Genomic DNA, 17,467 nt, shown 5'->3' with positions numbered 1-17,467 from the left:
TTGCATTTTTTTGCGGTAAGGTGTGGGCATCAAACAAAAGAATAGATGATATGCAGTTAATGATTGAACAGCTCAATAAATTAAAAAATGCCTGGATGGCAAGCCACGTCACCGACGCTGAGTATCCGACACCGCTCAGTGAAAAAGGGTTGAGCTTATATCAAGCAAGACAACAGCAACTGTCATCTCAACTGATATCCTCTATTCCAGATTGTGCCACATCTTCTCTTTCTTTCTATCCTGTTGATTGTCACCCGCTGACCATCAGGTATTCGCTGGTACTTGCCAGCCAATGGGCAGACGAAGCCGACACAGATGCGCTCATTGAGTATTTAACTCAAATTATGTTTGAACAAGATGCTCCGGCTCAGCTCTACGTTGGCTTTTTTAAAGGAAAGCCTGCCGCCTGCGGTATGATTTATCACCATCAGTCAGATAAGGGAAGCTGCGCACTCATTGCAGATGTTCACTCATTGCCACTCGCGAACCAACAAACGTTGCAGCAAGAAATGGAAAACTACCTTCTCAACAAAGCCAAAGAAGACCACGACATTCTTGTATTAACAAAATAGCTCCTGCGTTACCCTCTTTTGAACTAAGGGTGTATTGTGCCGGACTGTACAATCAAAAATGGGGATTTAAATTAACCCCCACTCCTGACGAACCCAACAGCTAAGTGCTATTTACTGTGACACAGTTAATAGCGCATTTGCCAAGTAGTCAATTTGCTGTTCTTGAAGACCGGCAATGTTTACACGACCATCACCAACCGCATAAATCGCGAATTCTTTACGCAGGCGTTCGATTTGCTCAGGGCTTAACCCTGTAACTGAAAACATACCTTTGTGCTTCTCGATAAAATCAAATGAATCAGATCCCTGAGCACGAATGGCCTTCGTCAGACCAGCTCGTAAACTCAGTAAGCGACCATGCATTTCATTAAGCTCTTGTTTCCAGACTGCCGTTAAATCATCATCGGTCAGAATCGTCGCAACGACTGCCGCACCGTGATCTGGCGGCATAGTATAAGTAGAACGTGCTAACTGCAGAATGCGCCCTTTCGCCTTCTGTGCTTCCTGCAAGCTATCGCTGATAACAATTGCAGCACCGGTACGTTCACGATACAAACCAAAATTCTTTGAACAAGAGGTAGCAACAATCATTTCTTCGACATTATCCGCCATGTATTTCAGGCCACCAGCATCTTGCTCTAAACCATCACCGAAACCTTGATAAGCAATATCGACAAATGGAAGGAAACCATTTTGATTCGCAAGTGCTGTTACAGCTTGCCAGTCAGCAAAAGAAATGTCGGCACCTGTTGGGTTATGACAGCAACCGTGTAGCAATACCACATCTTTAGGTCCGGCTTTTGCCAATTCCGCCAACATAGCGTCACTGTTCACTTGCTTGGTTTTAGAATCAAAATACGGATAATATTTCACAGTAAGCCCAGCAGCTTCCATAACTGGTTTATGATTTACATAACTGGGATTTGTTAACCATACCGTGGTGTCTGGCTGGGCAAGGCACATTAAATCCGCCAGCATACGAAGCGCACCACTTGCGCCGGGCGTTTGAACTGCGGCAGCCCGGCTATGTGCGGACGTGCCTGATAGCAATAAATCCATCATCGACTGGTTAAATACTTCATTACCCGCAAGGCCGACATAAGCCTTAGTTGTTTGCGTAGCAAGTAAGTATTGTTGCGCCTGCTGAACAGCCTGCATAATAGGTGTTTCACCTTGACTGTTCCGGTATACACCAATCCCCAAATCCATTTTGTCTGCCCGGCTATCTTCACGGTAGGCTATTGAAAGAGACAAAATAGGATCGAGTTGTGCCTGTGTAAGCTGCTTAAACATCAGATAAATTCCGTTTTGTTACTGTTAATCACTTCAAATTATCATTTCCCTCACAAAACGTCACGATGAAAGCGTCCCCTTTCTACGGGCTTCCAGATCCAGCCACTTAATCTGCTCTGACATCAAGAGATGTATACTAAATAATGATCCAGATTAATATAAGCATAACTGCCCTTGCATCCCCACAATGACGACCTAAATTTATATAAGAAGCAGAAGGATTTTGCCTCTTTCTCTACATTATCAGCCTGAATTCGGGGGGAATTATGAAAAACAGTGTTGATGTTCGCACCCTGTTAAGTGTGTATGAAAAAGTAAAAACCCAAGGCCAGCGTAAGGATAACCAATGCAAGTTAGAAGACATCACCTGCACCGAGAGTCTGGATGGTTATAGTGTGAATCTGGCAGACGACAATGTCAGTCTGGATATCAACTTTCACAATACCTACCACTTCCATACCGATAATGACAACCCAGAAACCACCATCAATCAAACCACAGCTGATATACATAATAATAACGAAGCCCAGGTTCAGGCTTTCTTAAAGAAACTGATGGAGTTAGACGAACGTTACTAGGGCCTGAATAAGTAATGAATGCTCAACATTCTGAGCGTTCATCTTCTTAAATACAAAACGCTACATCTGTTTAAATAGATGATGGAAGTTACGGCTTACAGCCAGTTTTTTCGCCTTGGTTTTAAGGTAAACATACATTCTGCCGGAAAAATCACGTTCGATTTTATCGATATAGGCTGAGTTCACCAGTGTACCCCGGTGTATCTGCCAAAATACCTTCATATCCAATTGGCTATTTAGCTCTTTAATTGAAGTACGTATAACAAACTCGCCATCTGCGGTAACCACTGTCGTATATTTATCTTCAGCCTGAAAATAATGAATGTCATAAACCGATAACAGATGAATGGTCTCTTGGCGGCTGGCTTTGATCCACTCCAATGGCTGCGGATCTTGTTGTACTTGTAGTCGATTAACCAGATTTGCCAGTAAATCTATCGAAGGTGTGACACATTCTTGATTAATAGCGCGGTTACTTAACCTCCGTTTTGCCCGATCTAATGCTTTTTCCAGCCGTTTGGTTTCAATCGGTTTAAGTAAATAATCAACCGCCTCCTGTTCAAAAGCATCGATCGCGTATTGATCGTAAGCTGTAGTAAAAATAATTAACGGGCAGGGAGAGCGGCTTGATAACTTTTTTGCCAGCGTTAAGCCATCCATTTCTGGCATACGGATATCCAAAAAAATAAGATCCGGATTATATTGTTCTACTTGTTTAAGTGCTTCTGCACCATTGCCCGCCTTACCTTTAATTTCCAATGTCGGCCACAGCTCTGCAAGGTAGAGGTTTAGGTGACGGCGTAATAAAGGTTCATCGTCAATAATCAGTGCGCTGTAACTGTCCATTTCATGTCCTCCCTTTAGCCTAATTCGCTTAATAATCTATATATACCCAAATCAGCTCAAGATACGAGATTCAGAGCTTTCTCTGGGATATTCAGTAACACAGAAACGCCCCCCATACTATTTCCCATAATGCTTAACTGAGAATCATCACCGTAGAAACTTCGCAAGCGAGTACGGACATTTTTTAAGCCGACACCATGGCCTTTATGCGAGCTATTCCCTAGCCCTACACCGTCATCTTCGATAGTGATCTCCAGGACATTTGCCTCTGTTTTTTGTACATCGATCGTCAGAGCACAGCGACCAGATGCGGGCTCGATACCATGCAAAATAGCGTTTTCCACTATTGGCTGAAGCAGTAAGGGTAAAAAAGGCTGTTGTTGATTAACATTAGCTGACACATTGACATTTACGCTGATCCGATCTTCCAATCTGGTTTGTTGAATAGCGATATAAGACTCGCAAAACTTCAGCTCATCTTTAAGAGTGATCGTTTCTTTCTGACTTTGCTTTAAGCTTTGTCTAAGCAAGGCGGTCAGGTTATCCAGCAATACCGTTGCACGCGTCGGTTCAAGTGCGATCAAGGCTTTCAAATTGGCTAACGTATTAAAAAGAAAATGCGGCTCAATTTGAGATTGCAGCAGACGCAGCTGACTGTGCAACAGTTCCTTTTCCTTTGCGGCTTGTTGTAACTGAGTGACTTTCAGCTCTTCCTGTATATTCACTTTTTGCTGTTGATTATAAAAATAAAAAATAATAACCGCATTCGCTAAAATTGAATATAACAACCCTTGGTCAAGCCAGCTTAACAGTTCATCGGAACTCTTGCTACCGTACAAATAATGCAGTATCAGCATCTGCATCAGCGTTCCAATAATAAAACCAATCGCTGACGGTATGCTGTAGCGGAACAATAATGAACGATCGGAAAAATACCCGTTCCAAATACCAATGGAGAGATGGACACAAAGACCATAAGAATATGAAATAATAAATACATGCCCGGCATTATAGAAAGTCCACTCTTTGCTAAGCGCGATCAACGTAATAGCAGCTAGCGTACAGGCCAGCAACGTAACAAGCTGGCTATAGATAATAGCCTTAATATTTTTAGATTGACCATTCATTTAAAATGTTCCATCAATTTGAAGAAACAGTATCTGTTCATGAGGTAACTGCTGAAACACCGAATTATCAGCCCCGGCAAACCAGCGAGCCCCTAATTCAAGCCAGTGTTCTTCCATCCACTGATACCTGATCCGAGCCGTAGCAATAAGCCCTTTATCCTGTGGAGATGTGAGTAAATCAAGCACAGGCTCCCAACCGTCCCCATCATATCGAATATGTAACAACAGCTTATGTTGTACCGTATTATGAGTTGAAAAGAACTGTCGTTCACTGCTCAGTAGCCCGTATATATCACCACTAACTTTTTGTTGCCTTGCCGCGTCTATTAATGACTGCCATTGGCTATGATCAGGACTTCGTTCATCGTACCAGTACTCGGCCAGAAGGCTAACGCTATTTTCAAGATTATAAGTCACTCCCGTTAATAGCTGTAATGCTCCATTCTCTGTTTCTGAATAAATGGGATCACCAACATAAAGATATTGTTGTGCATTCAAGCGATGGCTTAACTGAGTATACTGACTTTGCCATAATGCAGAAACATGGACAGATGCACTGTCTCCCAATACTGTCACGGCACTACCGCCAACAGACAGTTCCCGAATATCATCAAAGTACATCAGGCCTTGCAAATCCCAGTCATTAACTAAGGCGTAATACCGGATCCCCCCACCCTTTTGTTGCGGTTCAATCGTCTCTTGTTGAGTGGTGCTATCAGCCAGTATCAGGGTCAGAGCGCCTGTTGCTGTATAATATTCGGCAGCCACGACCCAGGCACCTTCTTCGATATAAACCCCTGTAGGCTGCTGAATATAAGACTTGATAATGTCTAATGGCCGATAGGAATAACCTACCCCCCAGTCCAGGCGTTTCTTGCCAACAGTGAAATCCCAGTCATAAATACTGCGATCAACAAATAACTCAGTCAGAATAATTTCGTCATTATGCCGGTTGCGTTGCCACTGTTTTCTTGCCGTAGCCGCTCCCCTTATTCCCTTATGCTCAACGCTGAAATCCACTGCAAGTTGATGTAGGTAATCATCAGATTCAGAAAAGAACAGACTATTGCTGGCTGACCATTGTTCGGATGATCCCCTGTAGCCAAATTGCCAGTCAGCTGCCACAGTTTTAACAGAACACACTAAAATAGAAATCATGAATATTGACAAGCGTAGCAATATAAAAATCCGCATAAACAAATATCTACAACCTAATCATGGAATACCTTACATTTCTTCACGAACAGAAAATAATAACTTGTCAGCGAAAATACACAGGCAGATAAAAAACTGCCATCGCATTACATCTTAGCGACGGCAATATGAACACTAGCTATAAATCACTTAAATTATTCCGTACCAGAAACGATGGATTAAATAGCTTGTCGGCGATCTCTACCGCTTGTGAACTTTTATACTCGATCACCGTTTTTTTATTAGGCTGAATATTATCTTTCAGTACCATCGCGGTAACACTCCGCAAGCCATTTTGCATACCAGAAGTATAATGAGCCGTTTTGGCCAGTTTGCCGGACTTCAAATACAGGTTGGCTTTTAATGGGAAGTTATCATCGGCATTAAGAAATAATTCAATACGGTGATATGTCGCCCCCTTAACCTTGGCTTCCAACAAGAGTTCAATGGCGTTATAGCCATTAACTGGTCTATTCGTCTGGCTTACCGTGGCGCTGTATGAGTCACTCCAGCTTAATGATGAAATATCACCGACCGAGGCATCGCCTAATAGCTTTTGCATCGGTGTAATACGGATAGGTCGCCTGCTCTTTGGCATAAACAACCAATACTTATCATCGAGTATCAATACTTTCTGTCCGGCTTCCGCTGCTGACTTTGATAAGACTAAAGAGCCTTTATCAGGCCTGGAATACACCGAATAAAGCTGGCTCTTTTTCAACGCACCGCTGACATATTGATACACTTCAGTCACCGTTTTAACGGAGCCACCTTGCGTACGGTAGCTATCAGCCTGCAAGAGGCGTGATTCGACAGCTTGTACCGTTGCCGCCTCAACTGGCTGCGCATGCAATATCGGGGAAACTAAAACTGTCATGGCAAGCAGTCCTAAAAACCCCATCTTTGTTGCAATCATTTGAATTATAGAGAATTTAAACATGAGATAACGCCCCCACAATTGGTTTTCGTGCACCTTTACGGGCAGCAAACCATCCCGCTGTAGCGCAAATTGCGGTTAATACGATAGCGGTAATCGCGGCCATCACTGGTGAGAAGTTCACATATAAAGGATATCCCGTCGTACTGCCTGGAGGTGGTGGCAACTTTATTTCTGCAATTAACAACCCGCCACTGACCAGTAGGCTGAACAGCGTACCAAGCAAGGTGCCAGCTAGCCCCATCAGAAAGCCTTCAAATATAAAATTACGTACAATTTCATAACGGAAAGACCCCATGGCTGCCAGTGTGCCTATTTCGCGGGTTCGCTCGATAACAGACATGCTCATGGTATTTGAGATAGTCAGAAAGACCATCAGTACAATGATGCCACCGAGCAAACTGAAAATATTGTTATAGAGATCTTTTACTTTTTGATAGTAAAATGCGAGATCCCACCATGGGGTCGCTTCCAGGTTTGGCTGCTGGTTTTGAACCTGTTTGAGCTTCGCCTTCGTTAAGCTGCTTTCATACAAAAGAATAGAAAGCGTGCTGATCTTGTCACTATCCAGCAGGCTTTGCGCTAATTCCAGGCTGGTATAAAGCTGGCGTTTGTCCAGCTCTGGAACACCTGTTGAAAATATTCCTTTAACCTGAAAATCAATCGCATTTAACGCACCTTCTGCGGTGGTCGACATCAGGGTGACAATATCGCCTACGCTCACTTTCATGTTACGTGCCAGCCCTTCTGCCAGCATAATTTCAGGATCGGCGGCTGGAGAACGGCGATCCGATAAAGTATGCCCCTCTATCATCAGCATGGTGGGTCCTTTTATCTGAAACTCCCCGGTTTCAACGCCCTGCCCGATAAAAATATTCGACTTATCACCGTTTGTGATTAAGCCTGAAAAATGAACTCTTGGCAGCACCGCTTTCACCTCATCGTCAATCAGGTATTGCTGCTGTAATTCGCGATAGCCTGACATGCCAAGCTGTAATGGAAAATCTTCCTCTGTGTCAAAGTAACCAGGTGTTGATAAGGTCACATTTCCCGTTTCACGAATAGTCATCTCTTCCAGAGACTGGTAAGTAAACAGGCCAAACCCTCCGCTAACCAACAAGGCTATTGTTGCAATTGCCGTCATGAGTATCGTCAGAATCGATCTACGACGGTTCCGTAACACATTGTACCAAGCAAGTTTTATCCAGCGCATTGTTGCAACCCTCCGTTAATTTCATCTATCAGCAGGCCATCTTGCAGGCGAATGATGCGATCACAACGCGACGTCATACGGTCATCATGAGTAGCAACCAGGAAAGTTGTTTGCATTTCTTTACCCAAACTGCGCATCAAATCGATAACCAGGTTAGCGGTTTGAGTATCAAGGTTCGCTGTCGGTTCATCTGCAATCACAAGCCTTGGTTGTTTAACTAACGCACGTGCAATTGCGGCTCGCTGCTGTTGTCCCCCTGACAGTTGATTCGGACGCTTATTGGCTTGATCCGCTATTCCGACGGCATCCAGAATATGTCGAGTCATGCGGCTGCGTTCCTTGCTTGATACGTTATTTAGCAACAGTGGGTATTCCACGTTTTCATACGCAGTCATCACCGGGATCAAATTGTAATTCTGAAAAATAAAACCCAATTTCTCTCGACGTAGCAATGTTGTTGTCATTGCGTCTTTAGCAATCCGCTGGCCATCTAAATAAAGTTCACCGTGGTAGTCGTTATCCAGTAACCCACAGATATTCAGAAGCGTGCTTTTCCCACTTCCCGAAGGCCCGCACAGGGCAACAGTGTCACCCGTATCGATATTTGCGCTAACTCCTGATAATGCACAGGTCTCGTTATCTCCCTGCTTATACGTTTTGTAGATATCTTCAAACCGAATCATATTTTCACCACCCTTAGTGATTAAGCTTCCTCAGTGCTTGTCAGAGGTGTGTCGCCTTGACAAGCAGGCAAGCGTTACAGTGATTTTTCATCGACAATTTCAGCCAGCAATGCTTTAGCTTCGACCGCCTGTGGGCTACCGGGCACATTCGCCAGCATAGTGTTCAAATAACGCTGAGAGGCTTCTGGTTCACCTGCCAGGCTGGCAGCCTTTCCAGCACAAAAATAGGCATTTACTTTCATTGCAAAAGGCAAGGGTTTCACTTCTTCACTATTAATCGTGTTTTCTAATAGCTGGTATCCCGCATCGAGACGGTGAAACATCTCCGGCATTTCGATGAAGGTGCATCCCACCGTTGTTTTCACCCACAGAGAAACAGGTGTGCTTTCAAAGGTCTCAGTGTAATCATCGGCCTGAAGTAACTTGACGGCTTTATCCATCCGAGAAAGGCCTTTTTCCACATATTCCATTTTATTCCATGGCATCCAGGCATCTCGCCCCATCATGGTTTCAGTACTACCAAGAACGGTATTGATCAAAGCGCTGCGAGGATGTTCTTTTTGTAACGCAGTTAGTAAATCGAAGGTTTTCTCAGTCGAAGACGTGTCACCTTGTGTGGCTTGAGCATAATACTCCATCACCTCAGCGGGGATCTGCGGTGCTGCCGCGGCAGTCTTCACCATCAAGGTACTTGCAACTAGACTCGCTGCAATCAAGGGGGAAATTGGTTTTCTTTTTGAAATAGTCATCACTACGCGCTCTCTGCTTTCGTTAACATCTATTGAATTAACATCATGTTATCGACGCAAATAGCAGAGCATTGGACAGCGCGACTAAAAGCAGAAAACAGCTACAGGCGGTAAAAAATTAAGATAATTGGGAAGTGAGTACAGCAGTTGATAGTGGCGCCAGATAAAACGCAGTTGAACACACTAGCTCCTGCTCCCAGCAACGCTCTGTTTGAATAAAATACCAGCACCACTGGGCGTTGTTGACTAAATGGCCATACGTTCATCCTCTCAAATACTATTTTTGCGTATAACGATGTGGGGACTGAATGATGGTGCTAATCAATAAAGGGGGTGAAACATGGTTCGAACGGTTACGAATATTTCGTTATGAAACAGACCCGTGGTAGACAGCTATACCCAAACGACTTAAAGCTGCTCGCTTGGATTTACACAAGCTACCACGGATCATTCATGCTCAATGACTTTTATGCCTCCATCTCTATGCCATGAATATCGGCCTGTTCCACCAACGCTGAAATAAACCGGCTAATGGATTTGCGATAAATTTGCTGCTCCAAATAATGGACAATCGATTCTTTTACCTGATCAAATGGCAATGGTTCAGCCTCAACTCTGTGCTCAATGCAAAGCACATGAAAACCGAAACGAGAGCTGATCGGCTTTTCATACAAGCCAGGGGCAGCTGAAAACATCACCTCTTCGAGCTCAGCTACCGTACTCCCTTTTGTCAGTTGCCCCAGGCTACCGCCGACATCTTTAGACGGACAAGCCGAATATTGCCGTGCCAAATCAGGAAATTGCTCAGGACTTTTCTTTAAAATCGCAATCAGTACCTGTGCCAAACTTTTCATTTCAGCACGCTCTTGTTCATCATCCGGAGCAGCCAACAATAAGATATGCCTCGCTTCAAGCAAAACCGGTCTGCAAAACTTATCTCTGTTGGCATAAAAATATTCTTTGCACTGCTTTTCACTGATTTGGGGTAGTTTGATCTGCTGATCAAGCAGTCGATTGATAGCCTCTTCCTCTCCTTTCTCGTCCTCAGGGGCCAGCGCATAGATCCCGGTTGATTTCGCTCTTTGTAACAACAACTCGCGGATCACTAAGGCTTTAGCTGCCGACTCAATAGCCTGAGCAACGGAACCAGATGGATGATGTTCCATTTCTTTGGCGATGGTTTGTTCGCTGATGATCTCACCGTTAACCTTAATCGCCGCAATGTCTGCCGGGCTTAGCCCGGACTGGTGACTATTTGAACAATGCATAATTCCCTCCCTGGTTATTGGGTGTTCCGGAGTAAAAAATTTAGATGTGTCGCTTTTGGCGAACAATCTGGAATCGACGCCCCAAATACCAAACCGGCACACTGAGTACATGAACCAGACGCGTAAACGGAAAAACCAGTAACAGCGTCATGCCAAAGAAAACATGTAGCTTGTAAATGATCCCAACCGGGGCTATCGCCTCGACAGCCTGCGATAACTGGAATGTCACTATGCTTTGGGCCCAGGTTGCAAGCAGGATCATGACCGAACCATCCATATGAGACATGGAGGAAAAGATAGTCAACAAGCCTAAGATCAGCTGGACAAGCAACAGCCACAAAATAGCAATCTCTGAACGACTGCTGGTTGCCCGGATACGCGGATCCGTCATACGACGCCTGATCAGGTTAACCAGACCATACAAACAGATCAGGCCGAAGAAGCCACCACTGACCATGGCAAGTATCTGCTTGGCAGACGAAGAAATGAAGTGGTGGTAAACCGCTTCCGGAGTAAGCAGGCCAACAAAATGGCCCAGCAAGATGAAAATAATGCCAACGTGGAAACAGTTGCTGGCGATACGGAGATCATTTCGCAGCAGCTGGCTTGATCCCGCTTTCCAGGTGTACTGCTCACGATCAAACCGGATCCAGCTGCCCAGGATCAAGACGGCAATGGCAATGTAGGGATAAATCCCGAATAACAAGGTATTAAAGTAAGACATAATTACCCCTCCACTCTATCTATTGTATCTTCGCTGTCGTCTAACGGATCGCAGAACGGCTTTTCAGGGATCCAGGTAACAGGTATAACTTGCTCATTTTCTCTCAGAGGCCGGACTTGCGCCGTTTGAGGTCGGCAGGCAGTTTCAGGCGACTGGTTTGCCATGAATGTCACTTGCTCAGCCTCCCACACTTCGTCCATCGCTTCGGAGGTATCATCGCGCTTTTCTGCAGCGACTTCTGATCTTAATTTAGCTTCATCTACTTTCACTCCACCGATGATCATTAGTGCATCAAACAACGATGCATACAGGCTGCCGCGCTCATGCAGACGCGCACTGAGTACCCCCAAGATATGCCCGACATCAGCCAAACCTTGTCGGGCATCAATATCCGGCTGATGTGCCAAAAACTCTAAATACAGAGGAATAAAGTCAGGCAGTTCCCGGACTGCGATATCAAAGCCATTTTTCTCATAGTTGGCCATTAAGTCGACCATGGCCTGACCCCGCTCGCGGCTGTCGCCATGAACATGCTCAAACAGCAGCAGTGAGAGGGAGCATCCACGGTCAAACAAAACACCGTACTCCTCTTGTACTTGCATCAAATCGCGGCGACAAACAGAATTGACCAGAGTCATCAGCTGTGTCCTCGCTTCGGGCGGAATTTGCCGGGCTATGCATATTTCATGATCCAAAACATCAGCATATTGCTGTAACTCTGACTTCGGATAGTCCATAAGCAGTGAGATCACCTTAAGAATATTCATCATTTTTCATCCCATTCCTGCACCGTGTGAATGACATCCCTACGGTTGATTTTTTTACCACCAAACATATTGATATCGCTGGCCCCCGTCGCACAGCCATTGCCAAAGCTGAATCCGCAACCGCCTCGCTCGGCAAAAGCCTGATGCATGGCGTCTTCACGATGGGCCGTTGGGATCACATAGCGATCTTCATAGTTTGCAATGGCCATGTAACGGTACATCTCTTCCACCTGTTTTTTACTCAAGCCGACAGCCTTCAGTACCTCCAAATCCTCCACTTGCTCTACATGCTCGGCACGCTTATAAGCCCGCATCGCCAGCATACGTTTCAACGCCAATGCGACCGGTTTCTCATCCCCGGCGGTTAATAAGTTTGCCAGATACTTCATGGGGATACGTAGTGAGTCGACATCGGGGATAACGCCGTCCATGCCAACATGGCCCGCTTCGGCTGCCGACTGGATCGGACTTAGCGGCGGGATATACCAGACCATTGGCAAGGTGCGATATTCCGGATGGAGGGGCAATGCCACCTTCCAGTCCATCGCCATCTTGTAGACCGGCGATTGCTGTGCAGCGGTGATCACAGATTCAGGAATACCGTCTTTGCGCGCCTGAGCGATCACCTCCGGATCTGACGGGTCAAGGAACACCTCCAGTTGCTTTTCATAAAGATCGGTATCCTTTCGGGTACTGGCCACTTCCTTGATGCGGTCGGCATCGTAAAGCAGCACACCCAGGTAGCGAATACGCCCGACGCAGGTTTCTGAGCAGACAGTCGGCATACCCGCTTCAATCCGCGGGTAACAGAAAATACATTTCTCTGACTTGCCCGACTTCCAGTTGAAGTAAATCTTCTTGTAAGGGCAGGCACTGACACACATTCGCCAGCCACGGCATTTATCCTGATCTATCAGTACAATGCCGTCTTCCTCACGCTTATAGATAGAACCTGACGGACACGAGGCCACGCACGCCGGATTCAGGCAATGCTCACACAGGCGCGGCAGGTACATCATGAAGGTATTTTCAAACTCGCCATACATCTCTTTCTGGATGTTGTCGAAGTTCTTATCTTTGCTCCTTTTGGCAAACTCGGTACCGAGGATTTCTTCCCAGTTTGGCCCCCACTCAATTTTTTCCATCCGCTTACCGGTGATCACCGAGCGCGGGCGGGCAACTGGTTGGTGCTCCCCTTCTTCCGCGCTATGCAGGTGCTGATAATCAAAATCAAACGGTTCGTAGTAATCATCAATCTGCGGCAGATCAGGGTTGGCAAAGATATTTGCCAACAGACGGAATTTCCCGCCAATACGTAATTGAATAGAGTCAGCCCCATTGAGCTGCCAGCCCCCTTTCCACTTGTCCTGGTTCTCCCACTCCTTGGGAAAACCAATTCCGGGCTTGCTTTCAACATTGTTAAACCAGGCGTATTCAACCCCTTCACGAGAGGTCCAGACGTTTTTGCAGGTCACTGAACAAGTATGACAGCCGATACATTTATCCAGGTTCAGCACCATTCCTACTTGCGAACGAATTTTCATATTACGGCCTCTCCTGATGCTGTGAATTTACGCTGCCGAGTCAGCATGGTGCAGGCACCACGCATGTTATATTGCGAACGAATTTTCATTGTGCCGACTCCTTAAATGTCTTCGGGTAACGGTTTCGGCAGGTCATGGCCATTTTCCCCGTCCAGCCAGTCCACCTTGTCCATCTTGCGCACCACAACAAACTCATCGCGGTTACAACCTACTGTGCCGTAGTAGTTAAAGCCGTAGGCCTGCTGAGCATACCCCCCAATCATATGGGTCGGTTTAGTCACGACACGGGTGACCGAGTTATGGTGCCCGCCGCGCGTACCCGTCATTTCTGAGCCCGGAATATTCAATATCCGCTCCTGAGCGTGATACATCATGGTCATGCCTTCGTTAACCCGCTGACTGACAACAACACGGCAGGCGATGGCACCATTGATGTTAAACGCTTCTACCCAGTCGTTGTCTTCAATCCCTACTTTCTGGGCATCAACTTCAGACATCCAGATGATCGGCCCGCCACGAGAGAGGGTCTGCATCAGCAAGTTGTCGGTGTACACGCTATGGATACCCCATTTTTGGTGCGGGGTGATCCAGTTCAGGGCGATCTCCGGATTACCGTTCGGTTTCTTGTTGATGATCGGGGTGATGGTTTTAGTATCGATAGGCGGGCGATAGCTGACAAACTGCTCGCCAAAGGCTTGCATCCAGGCATGATCCTGGTAGTACTGCTGACGGCCGGTCAGGGTTCTAAAAGGGATCAGCTCATGGATATTGGTATAACAAGCGTTATAACTGACATGTTCATCTTCCAAGCCCGACCAGATGGGTGACGAAATGATCTTCCGCGGCTGCGCAACAACATCACGGAAACGGATCTTCTCATCCCGCTTGGGAAGGGCTAAGTGGGTATGATCTCGTCCGGTGAGCTTACTGAGTGACTGCCACGCTTTCACCGCCACATTACCGTTGGTTTCCGGCGCCAGGGTCAGGATCATTTCGGCGGCGTCAATAGCAGACTCAAGCTGCGGACGCCCTTCACTGATCCCTTCATCCGTCACGAGGTGATTTAATTTTCCTAGCAGATGAACATCCTCTTCCGTATTCCAGCCAATGCCTTTCCCGCCGTTACCCAGTTTCTCCAGCAGCGGCCCCACCGAGGTAAACTTCTTATAAATGTTCGGATAGTCGCGCTCTACCACCACCATGTTAGGTGCTGTTTTACCCGGAATGAATGGGCACTCACCTTTTTTCCAATCTTTTACCTCCGTAGCCTGCCCTAATTCACCAGCAGTATCATGCAGCAAGGGAACCGTCACTATGTCTTGTTCAACCCCCAGTACACCCTTCGCCACTTCAGCAAAGGTTTTGGCTATCCCTTTATAGATATCCCAGTCACTGCGTGCTTCCCAGGCCGGATCCACCGCGGCGGTGAGCGGATGAATGAAGGGGTGCATATCTGATGTATTCAGATCGTCTTTTTCATACCAGGTGGCTGTCGGCAGCACAATATCGGAATACAGGCAGGTCGATGACATCCTGAAATCCAGTGTCACCACCAGATCTAACTTGCCTTCCGGTGCATTCTCTTCCCATTTGACCTCTTTAGGACGAATATCATCGGGGCCATTCTCGTCATTCATCACCCCGTTTCGGGTTCCCAGCAGGTACTTCAGAAAATATTCATGCCCTTTGCCTGACGATCCCAAAATATTCGAACGCCAGATAAACATATTGCGCGGGAAGTTTTCCGGGCTGTCGGGCTCTTCACAGGCAAACTTGATCCCTCCATTTTTCAGTTGATCAACCAGATAGTCTTTCGGATCCTGCCCTGCAGCCTGAGCCGCTTTAGTCACCTCCAGCGGGTTCATATTGAGCTGCGGGGCTGATGGTAACCAGCCCATGCGCTCAGATCGTACGTTCCAGTCGATCATATGCTCAGGAAAAGCCTCTTTGTCAGCCAGAGGCGAGAGAACTTCTTTGGCATTGAGCTTTTCATGGCGCCACTGGCTGCTGTGGTTATAGAAAAACGAGGTTGAGTTCATGTGACGCGGCGGGCGCGACCAGTCCAGGGCAAAAGCCAGCGGTTGCCAGCCGGTCTGTGGTCGCAGTTTTTCCTGCCCCACATAGTGGGCCCAGCCACCACCGCTTTGGCCGACACAACCACACATCATCAGCATGTTGATCAAACCACGGTAGTTCATATCCATGTGATACCAGTGATTCATCGCAGCGCCGACGATGATCATCGAACGCCCCCGGGTTTTGTTTGCGGTGTCGGCAAATTCGCGGGCAACCTGGATCACCTTGTCACGGCTTACCCCGGTGATTTCTTCTTGCCAGGCAGGAGTATAAGCCACATCGTCATCAAAGCTGGCAGCGACATTGCTGCCGCCAAGCCCACGATCCAAGCCATAATTGGCCATCATCAGATCGTAAACTGTCGCCACTTTAACCTGACGCCCGTCAGCCAGTTTCAAAGTGCGCACAGGTACATGGCGAACCTGAACTTCATCCTGATCATTGTGATTAAAATAAGTGTGTTCCTGACCACCAAAGTAAGGGAAACCAACCGGGGCCACCTTGTCTTCTGCATCTGGCGTTTCGGGATCAATCAGACTCAGTTGCAGCCGGGTTTCCCGCTCATTCTCACCACCTTCACGCTCTTCAAGATTCCACTTTCCTTCCTCTCCCCAGCGGAAACCTACCGTGCCGTTGGGCGACACGATTTGGCTGCTGATTTCATCAAAAGCGACAGTTTTCCACTCGGGATTGTTTTCCTGGCCTAGATTGTCGGCAAGATCGGATGCACGAACAAAGCGAGTCGACTTCAATACTCCGTCTTTATGATCTTCCAGCATCACCAACATGGGCATATCGGTATACTGGCGGGCATACTCCGTGAAGTACTTGCTGGGTTTATCGAGATGGAACTCACGCAAAATAACGTGACCAAATGCCATGGCCAACGCCGCATCTGTCCCTTGTTTAGGGTTCAGCCACTGATCCGTCAGTTTTGAAACTTCCGCATAATCGGGGGTAATGGAAACAGTTTTGGTGCCCTTGTAGCGTACTTCCGTGAAGAAATGCGCATCCGGAGTACGGGTTTGCGGCACATTCGAGCCCCAGGCGATAATATAGTTTGCGTTATACCAGTCAGCCGATTCCGGTACATCGGTCTGCTCCCCCCAAGTCATGGGCGACGACGGCGGCAAGTCGCAGTACCAATCATAAAAGCTCATGCACACACCGCCGATCAGCGACAAATAGCGAGATCCGGCAGCATAAGAGACCATCGACATGGCAGGAATGGGTGAAAATCCGATGATCCGATCCGGCCCATGTTTCTTGGCGGTATAAACATTGGCGGCTGCAATGATCTCATTGACTTCATCCCAGTTTGAACGGATAAAGCCCCCCATACCACGCTTGGATTTATATGACTTTGCTCGTTCGGGATCTTCGACAATCGACGCCCAGGCATCCACCGGTGACAAACCGCGGCGCGCTTCACGCCATAATTTGAGTAACGGGCGGCGAATCATAGGATATTTGATACGGTTGGCGCTGTAGGTATACCAGGAATAACTGGCTCCGCGAGCACAGCCGCGCGGTTCATGGTTCGGCAACTCCGGACGGGTACGGGGATAATCCGTTTGCTGAGTCTCCCAGGTGATCAAACCGTTTTTGACATAAATTTTCCAGCTGCAAGAGCCCGTACAATTCGCGCCATGGGTTGAACGCACTACTTTGTCGTACTGCCAGCGGGAACGGTAGCTGTCTTCCCAGGCACGGTTCTCATTGCTCACTTCGCCATGCCCGTCGGAAAATTCACCCTGCTTTTTCTTAAAAAACTGAAGTCGATCTAGTATATGACTCATCGTTTAGCAGTCCTTATGCTTGTACTAATAAAAGCGCCATTGGTTATTTACCGCGACATCAATGACCCTACCGTTTGATTTTAGGCTGTGTCCCTCA

The 17,467-nt window shown here is 46.9% G+C and carries 15 protein-coding genes; 2 read left to right on the top strand and 13 right to left on the bottom strand.

Annotated elements, in window-relative coordinates; translation table 11 throughout:
* The first annotated feature begins 50 nt into the window (after nt 1-50).
* Nucleotides 51-572 (top strand): hypothetical protein, encoded by a 522-nt coding sequence (locus L4D76_RS12010; protein ID WP_428441141.1) that lies wholly within the window; start codon nt 51-53, stop codon nt 570-572.
* A 111-nt stretch (nt 573-683) separates the two neighbouring features.
* Here L4D76_RS12010 and L4D76_RS12005 read toward each other — a convergent pair whose 3' ends face one another.
* Entirely contained in the window at nt 684-1,865 is a 1,182-nt protein-coding gene (locus tag L4D76_RS12005; protein WP_428441140.1) for an amino acid aminotransferase, read from the bottom strand.
* Between the two features lie 266 nt (nt 1,866-2,131).
* On the opposite strand from L4D76_RS12005, the gene L4D76_RS12000 reads away from it, so the two are divergent.
* The gene (locus L4D76_RS12000; RefSeq protein WP_428441139.1) at nt 2,132-2,443 is read left to right on the top strand and encodes a DUF3081 family protein; all 312 of its coding nucleotides are present in this window, start codon (nt 2,132-2,134) and stop codon (nt 2,441-2,443) included.
* Between the two features lie 60 nt (nt 2,444-2,503).
* On the opposite strand, the gene L4D76_RS11995 is transcribed toward L4D76_RS12000, so the two are convergent.
* From L4D76_RS11995 to L4D76_RS11940, 12 genes are all read right to left on the bottom strand, one after another.
* Nucleotides 2,504-3,289, bottom strand: a complete 786-nt coding sequence (locus L4D76_RS11995) for a LytR/AlgR family response regulator transcription factor (protein WP_428441138.1) — start codon at nt 3,287-3,289, stop codon at nt 2,504-2,506.
* Nucleotides 3,290-3,345: 56 nt separating this feature from the next.
* Nucleotides 3,346-4,416, bottom strand: a complete 1,071-nt coding sequence (locus tag L4D76_RS11990; RefSeq protein ID WP_428441137.1) for a sensor histidine kinase — start codon at nt 4,414-4,416, stop codon at nt 3,346-3,348.
* Nucleotides 4,417-5,610, bottom strand: coding sequence for a hypothetical protein (locus L4D76_RS11985; RefSeq protein ID WP_428441136.1), 1,194 nt, complete (start codon nt 5,608-5,610; stop codon nt 4,417-4,419).
* Nucleotides 5,611-5,749: 139 nt separating this feature from the next.
* Nucleotides 5,750-6,550 (bottom strand): outer membrane lipoprotein-sorting protein, encoded by an 801-nt coding sequence (locus L4D76_RS11980; protein WP_428441135.1) that lies wholly within the window; start codon nt 6,548-6,550, stop codon nt 5,750-5,752.
* Nucleotides 6,543-7,760, bottom strand: coding sequence for an ABC transporter permease (locus L4D76_RS11975; protein WP_428441134.1), 1,218 nt, complete (start codon nt 7,758-7,760; stop codon nt 6,543-6,545). The genes L4D76_RS11980 and L4D76_RS11975 overlap by 8 nt, the downstream gene beginning before the upstream one ends.
* Nucleotides 7,748-8,443, bottom strand: a complete 696-nt coding sequence (locus tag L4D76_RS11970; protein ID WP_428441133.1) for an ABC transporter ATP-binding protein — start codon at nt 8,441-8,443, stop codon at nt 7,748-7,750. Before L4D76_RS11970 ends, L4D76_RS11975 begins: the two co-directional genes overlap by 13 nt.
* Nucleotides 8,444-8,517: 74 nt before the next feature.
* The gene (locus tag L4D76_RS11965; RefSeq protein ID WP_428441132.1) at nt 8,518-9,192 is read right to left on the bottom strand and encodes a hypothetical protein; all 675 of its coding nucleotides are present in this window, start codon (nt 9,190-9,192) and stop codon (nt 8,518-8,520) included.
* A gap of 467 nt (nt 9,193-9,659) precedes the next feature.
* Nucleotides 9,660-10,460: a peptidylprolyl isomerase gene (locus L4D76_RS11960; protein WP_428441131.1), complete on the bottom strand. Its 801-nt coding sequence runs from the start codon at nt 10,458-10,460 to the stop codon at nt 9,660-9,662.
* Nucleotides 10,461-10,500: 40 nt separating this feature from the next.
* Entirely contained in the window at nt 10,501-11,184 is a 684-nt protein-coding gene (gene narI, locus L4D76_RS11955) for a respiratory nitrate reductase subunit gamma (protein ID WP_428441130.1), read from the bottom strand.
* Between the two features lie 2 nt (nt 11,185-11,186).
* A complete protein-coding gene (narJ, locus tag L4D76_RS11950; protein WP_428441129.1) occupies nt 11,187-11,954 on the bottom strand; it encodes a nitrate reductase molybdenum cofactor assembly chaperone in 768 nt (255 codons plus the stop codon).
* Nucleotides 11,951-13,495 (bottom strand): nitrate reductase subunit beta, encoded by a 1,545-nt coding sequence (narH, locus tag L4D76_RS11945; RefSeq protein WP_428441128.1) that lies wholly within the window; start codon nt 13,493-13,495, stop codon nt 11,951-11,953. The genes narJ and narH overlap by 4 nt, the downstream gene beginning before the upstream one ends.
* A gap of 101 nt (nt 13,496-13,596) precedes the next feature.
* Nucleotides 13,597-17,370, bottom strand: a complete 3,774-nt coding sequence (locus L4D76_RS11940; protein WP_428441127.1) for a nitrate reductase subunit alpha — start codon at nt 17,368-17,370, stop codon at nt 13,597-13,599.
* Nucleotides 17,371-17,467 lie beyond the last annotated feature (97 nt).

It is taken from the genome of Photobacterium sagamiensis (genome assembly GCF_050337085.1).
In the GTDB taxonomy this organism is placed as follows: domain Bacteria; phylum Pseudomonadota; class Gammaproteobacteria; order Enterobacterales; family Vibrionaceae; genus Photobacterium; species Photobacterium sagamiensis.
Note: the sequence above shows the minus strand (reverse complement) of the source record. Positions and strands in the feature narration are given on the sequence as shown.

What these genes read in the sequence shown, in the direction of transcription:
- L4D76_RS12010 (WP_428441141.1), top strand. Translation starts at nt 51, where the DNA reads ATGCAGTTAATGATTGAACAGCTCAATAAATTAAAAAATGCCTGGATG.
- L4D76_RS12005 (WP_428441140.1), bottom strand. Translation starts at nt 1,865, where the DNA reads ATGTTTAAGCAGCTTACACAGGCACAACTCGATCCTATTTTGTCTCTT.
- L4D76_RS12000 (WP_428441139.1), top strand. Translation starts at nt 2,132, where the DNA reads ATGAAAAACAGTGTTGATGTTCGCACCCTGTTAAGTGTGTATGAAAAA.
- L4D76_RS11995 (WP_428441138.1), bottom strand. Translation starts at nt 3,289, where the DNA reads ATGGACAGTTACAGCGCACTGATTATTGACGATGAACCTTTATTACGC.
- L4D76_RS11990 (WP_428441137.1), bottom strand. Translation starts at nt 4,416, where the DNA reads ATGAATGGTCAATCTAAAAATATTAAGGCTATTATCTATAGCCAGCTT.
- L4D76_RS11985 (WP_428441136.1), bottom strand. Translation starts at nt 5,610, where the DNA reads ATGCGGATTTTTATATTGCTACGCTTGTCAATATTCATGATTTCTATT.
- L4D76_RS11980 (WP_428441135.1), bottom strand. Translation starts at nt 6,550, where the DNA reads ATGTTTAAATTCTCTATAATTCAAATGATTGCAACAAAGATGGGGTTT.
- L4D76_RS11975 (WP_428441134.1), bottom strand. Translation starts at nt 7,760, where the DNA reads ATGCGCTGGATAAAACTTGCTTGGTACAATGTGTTACGGAACCGTCGT.
- L4D76_RS11970 (WP_428441133.1), bottom strand. Translation starts at nt 8,443, where the DNA reads ATGATTCGGTTTGAAGATATCTACAAAACGTATAAGCAGGGAGATAAC.
- L4D76_RS11965 (WP_428441132.1), bottom strand. Translation starts at nt 9,192, where the DNA reads ATGACTATTTCAAAAAGAAAACCAATTTCCCCCTTGATTGCAGCGAGT.
- L4D76_RS11960 (WP_428441131.1), bottom strand. Translation starts at nt 10,460, where the DNA reads ATGCATTGTTCAAATAGTCACCAGTCCGGGCTAAGCCCGGCAGACATT.
- narI (WP_428441130.1), bottom strand. Translation starts at nt 11,184, where the DNA reads ATGTCTTACTTTAATACCTTGTTATTCGGGATTTATCCCTACATTGCC.
- narJ (WP_428441129.1), bottom strand. Translation starts at nt 11,954, where the DNA reads ATGATGAATATTCTTAAGGTGATCTCACTGCTTATGGACTATCCGAAG.
- narH (WP_428441128.1), bottom strand. Translation starts at nt 13,495, where the DNA reads ATGAAAATTCGTTCGCAAGTAGGAATGGTGCTGAACCTGGATAAATGT.
- L4D76_RS11940 (WP_428441127.1), bottom strand. Translation starts at nt 17,370, where the DNA reads ATGAGTCATATACTAGATCGACTTCAGTTTTTTAAGAAAAAGCAGGGT.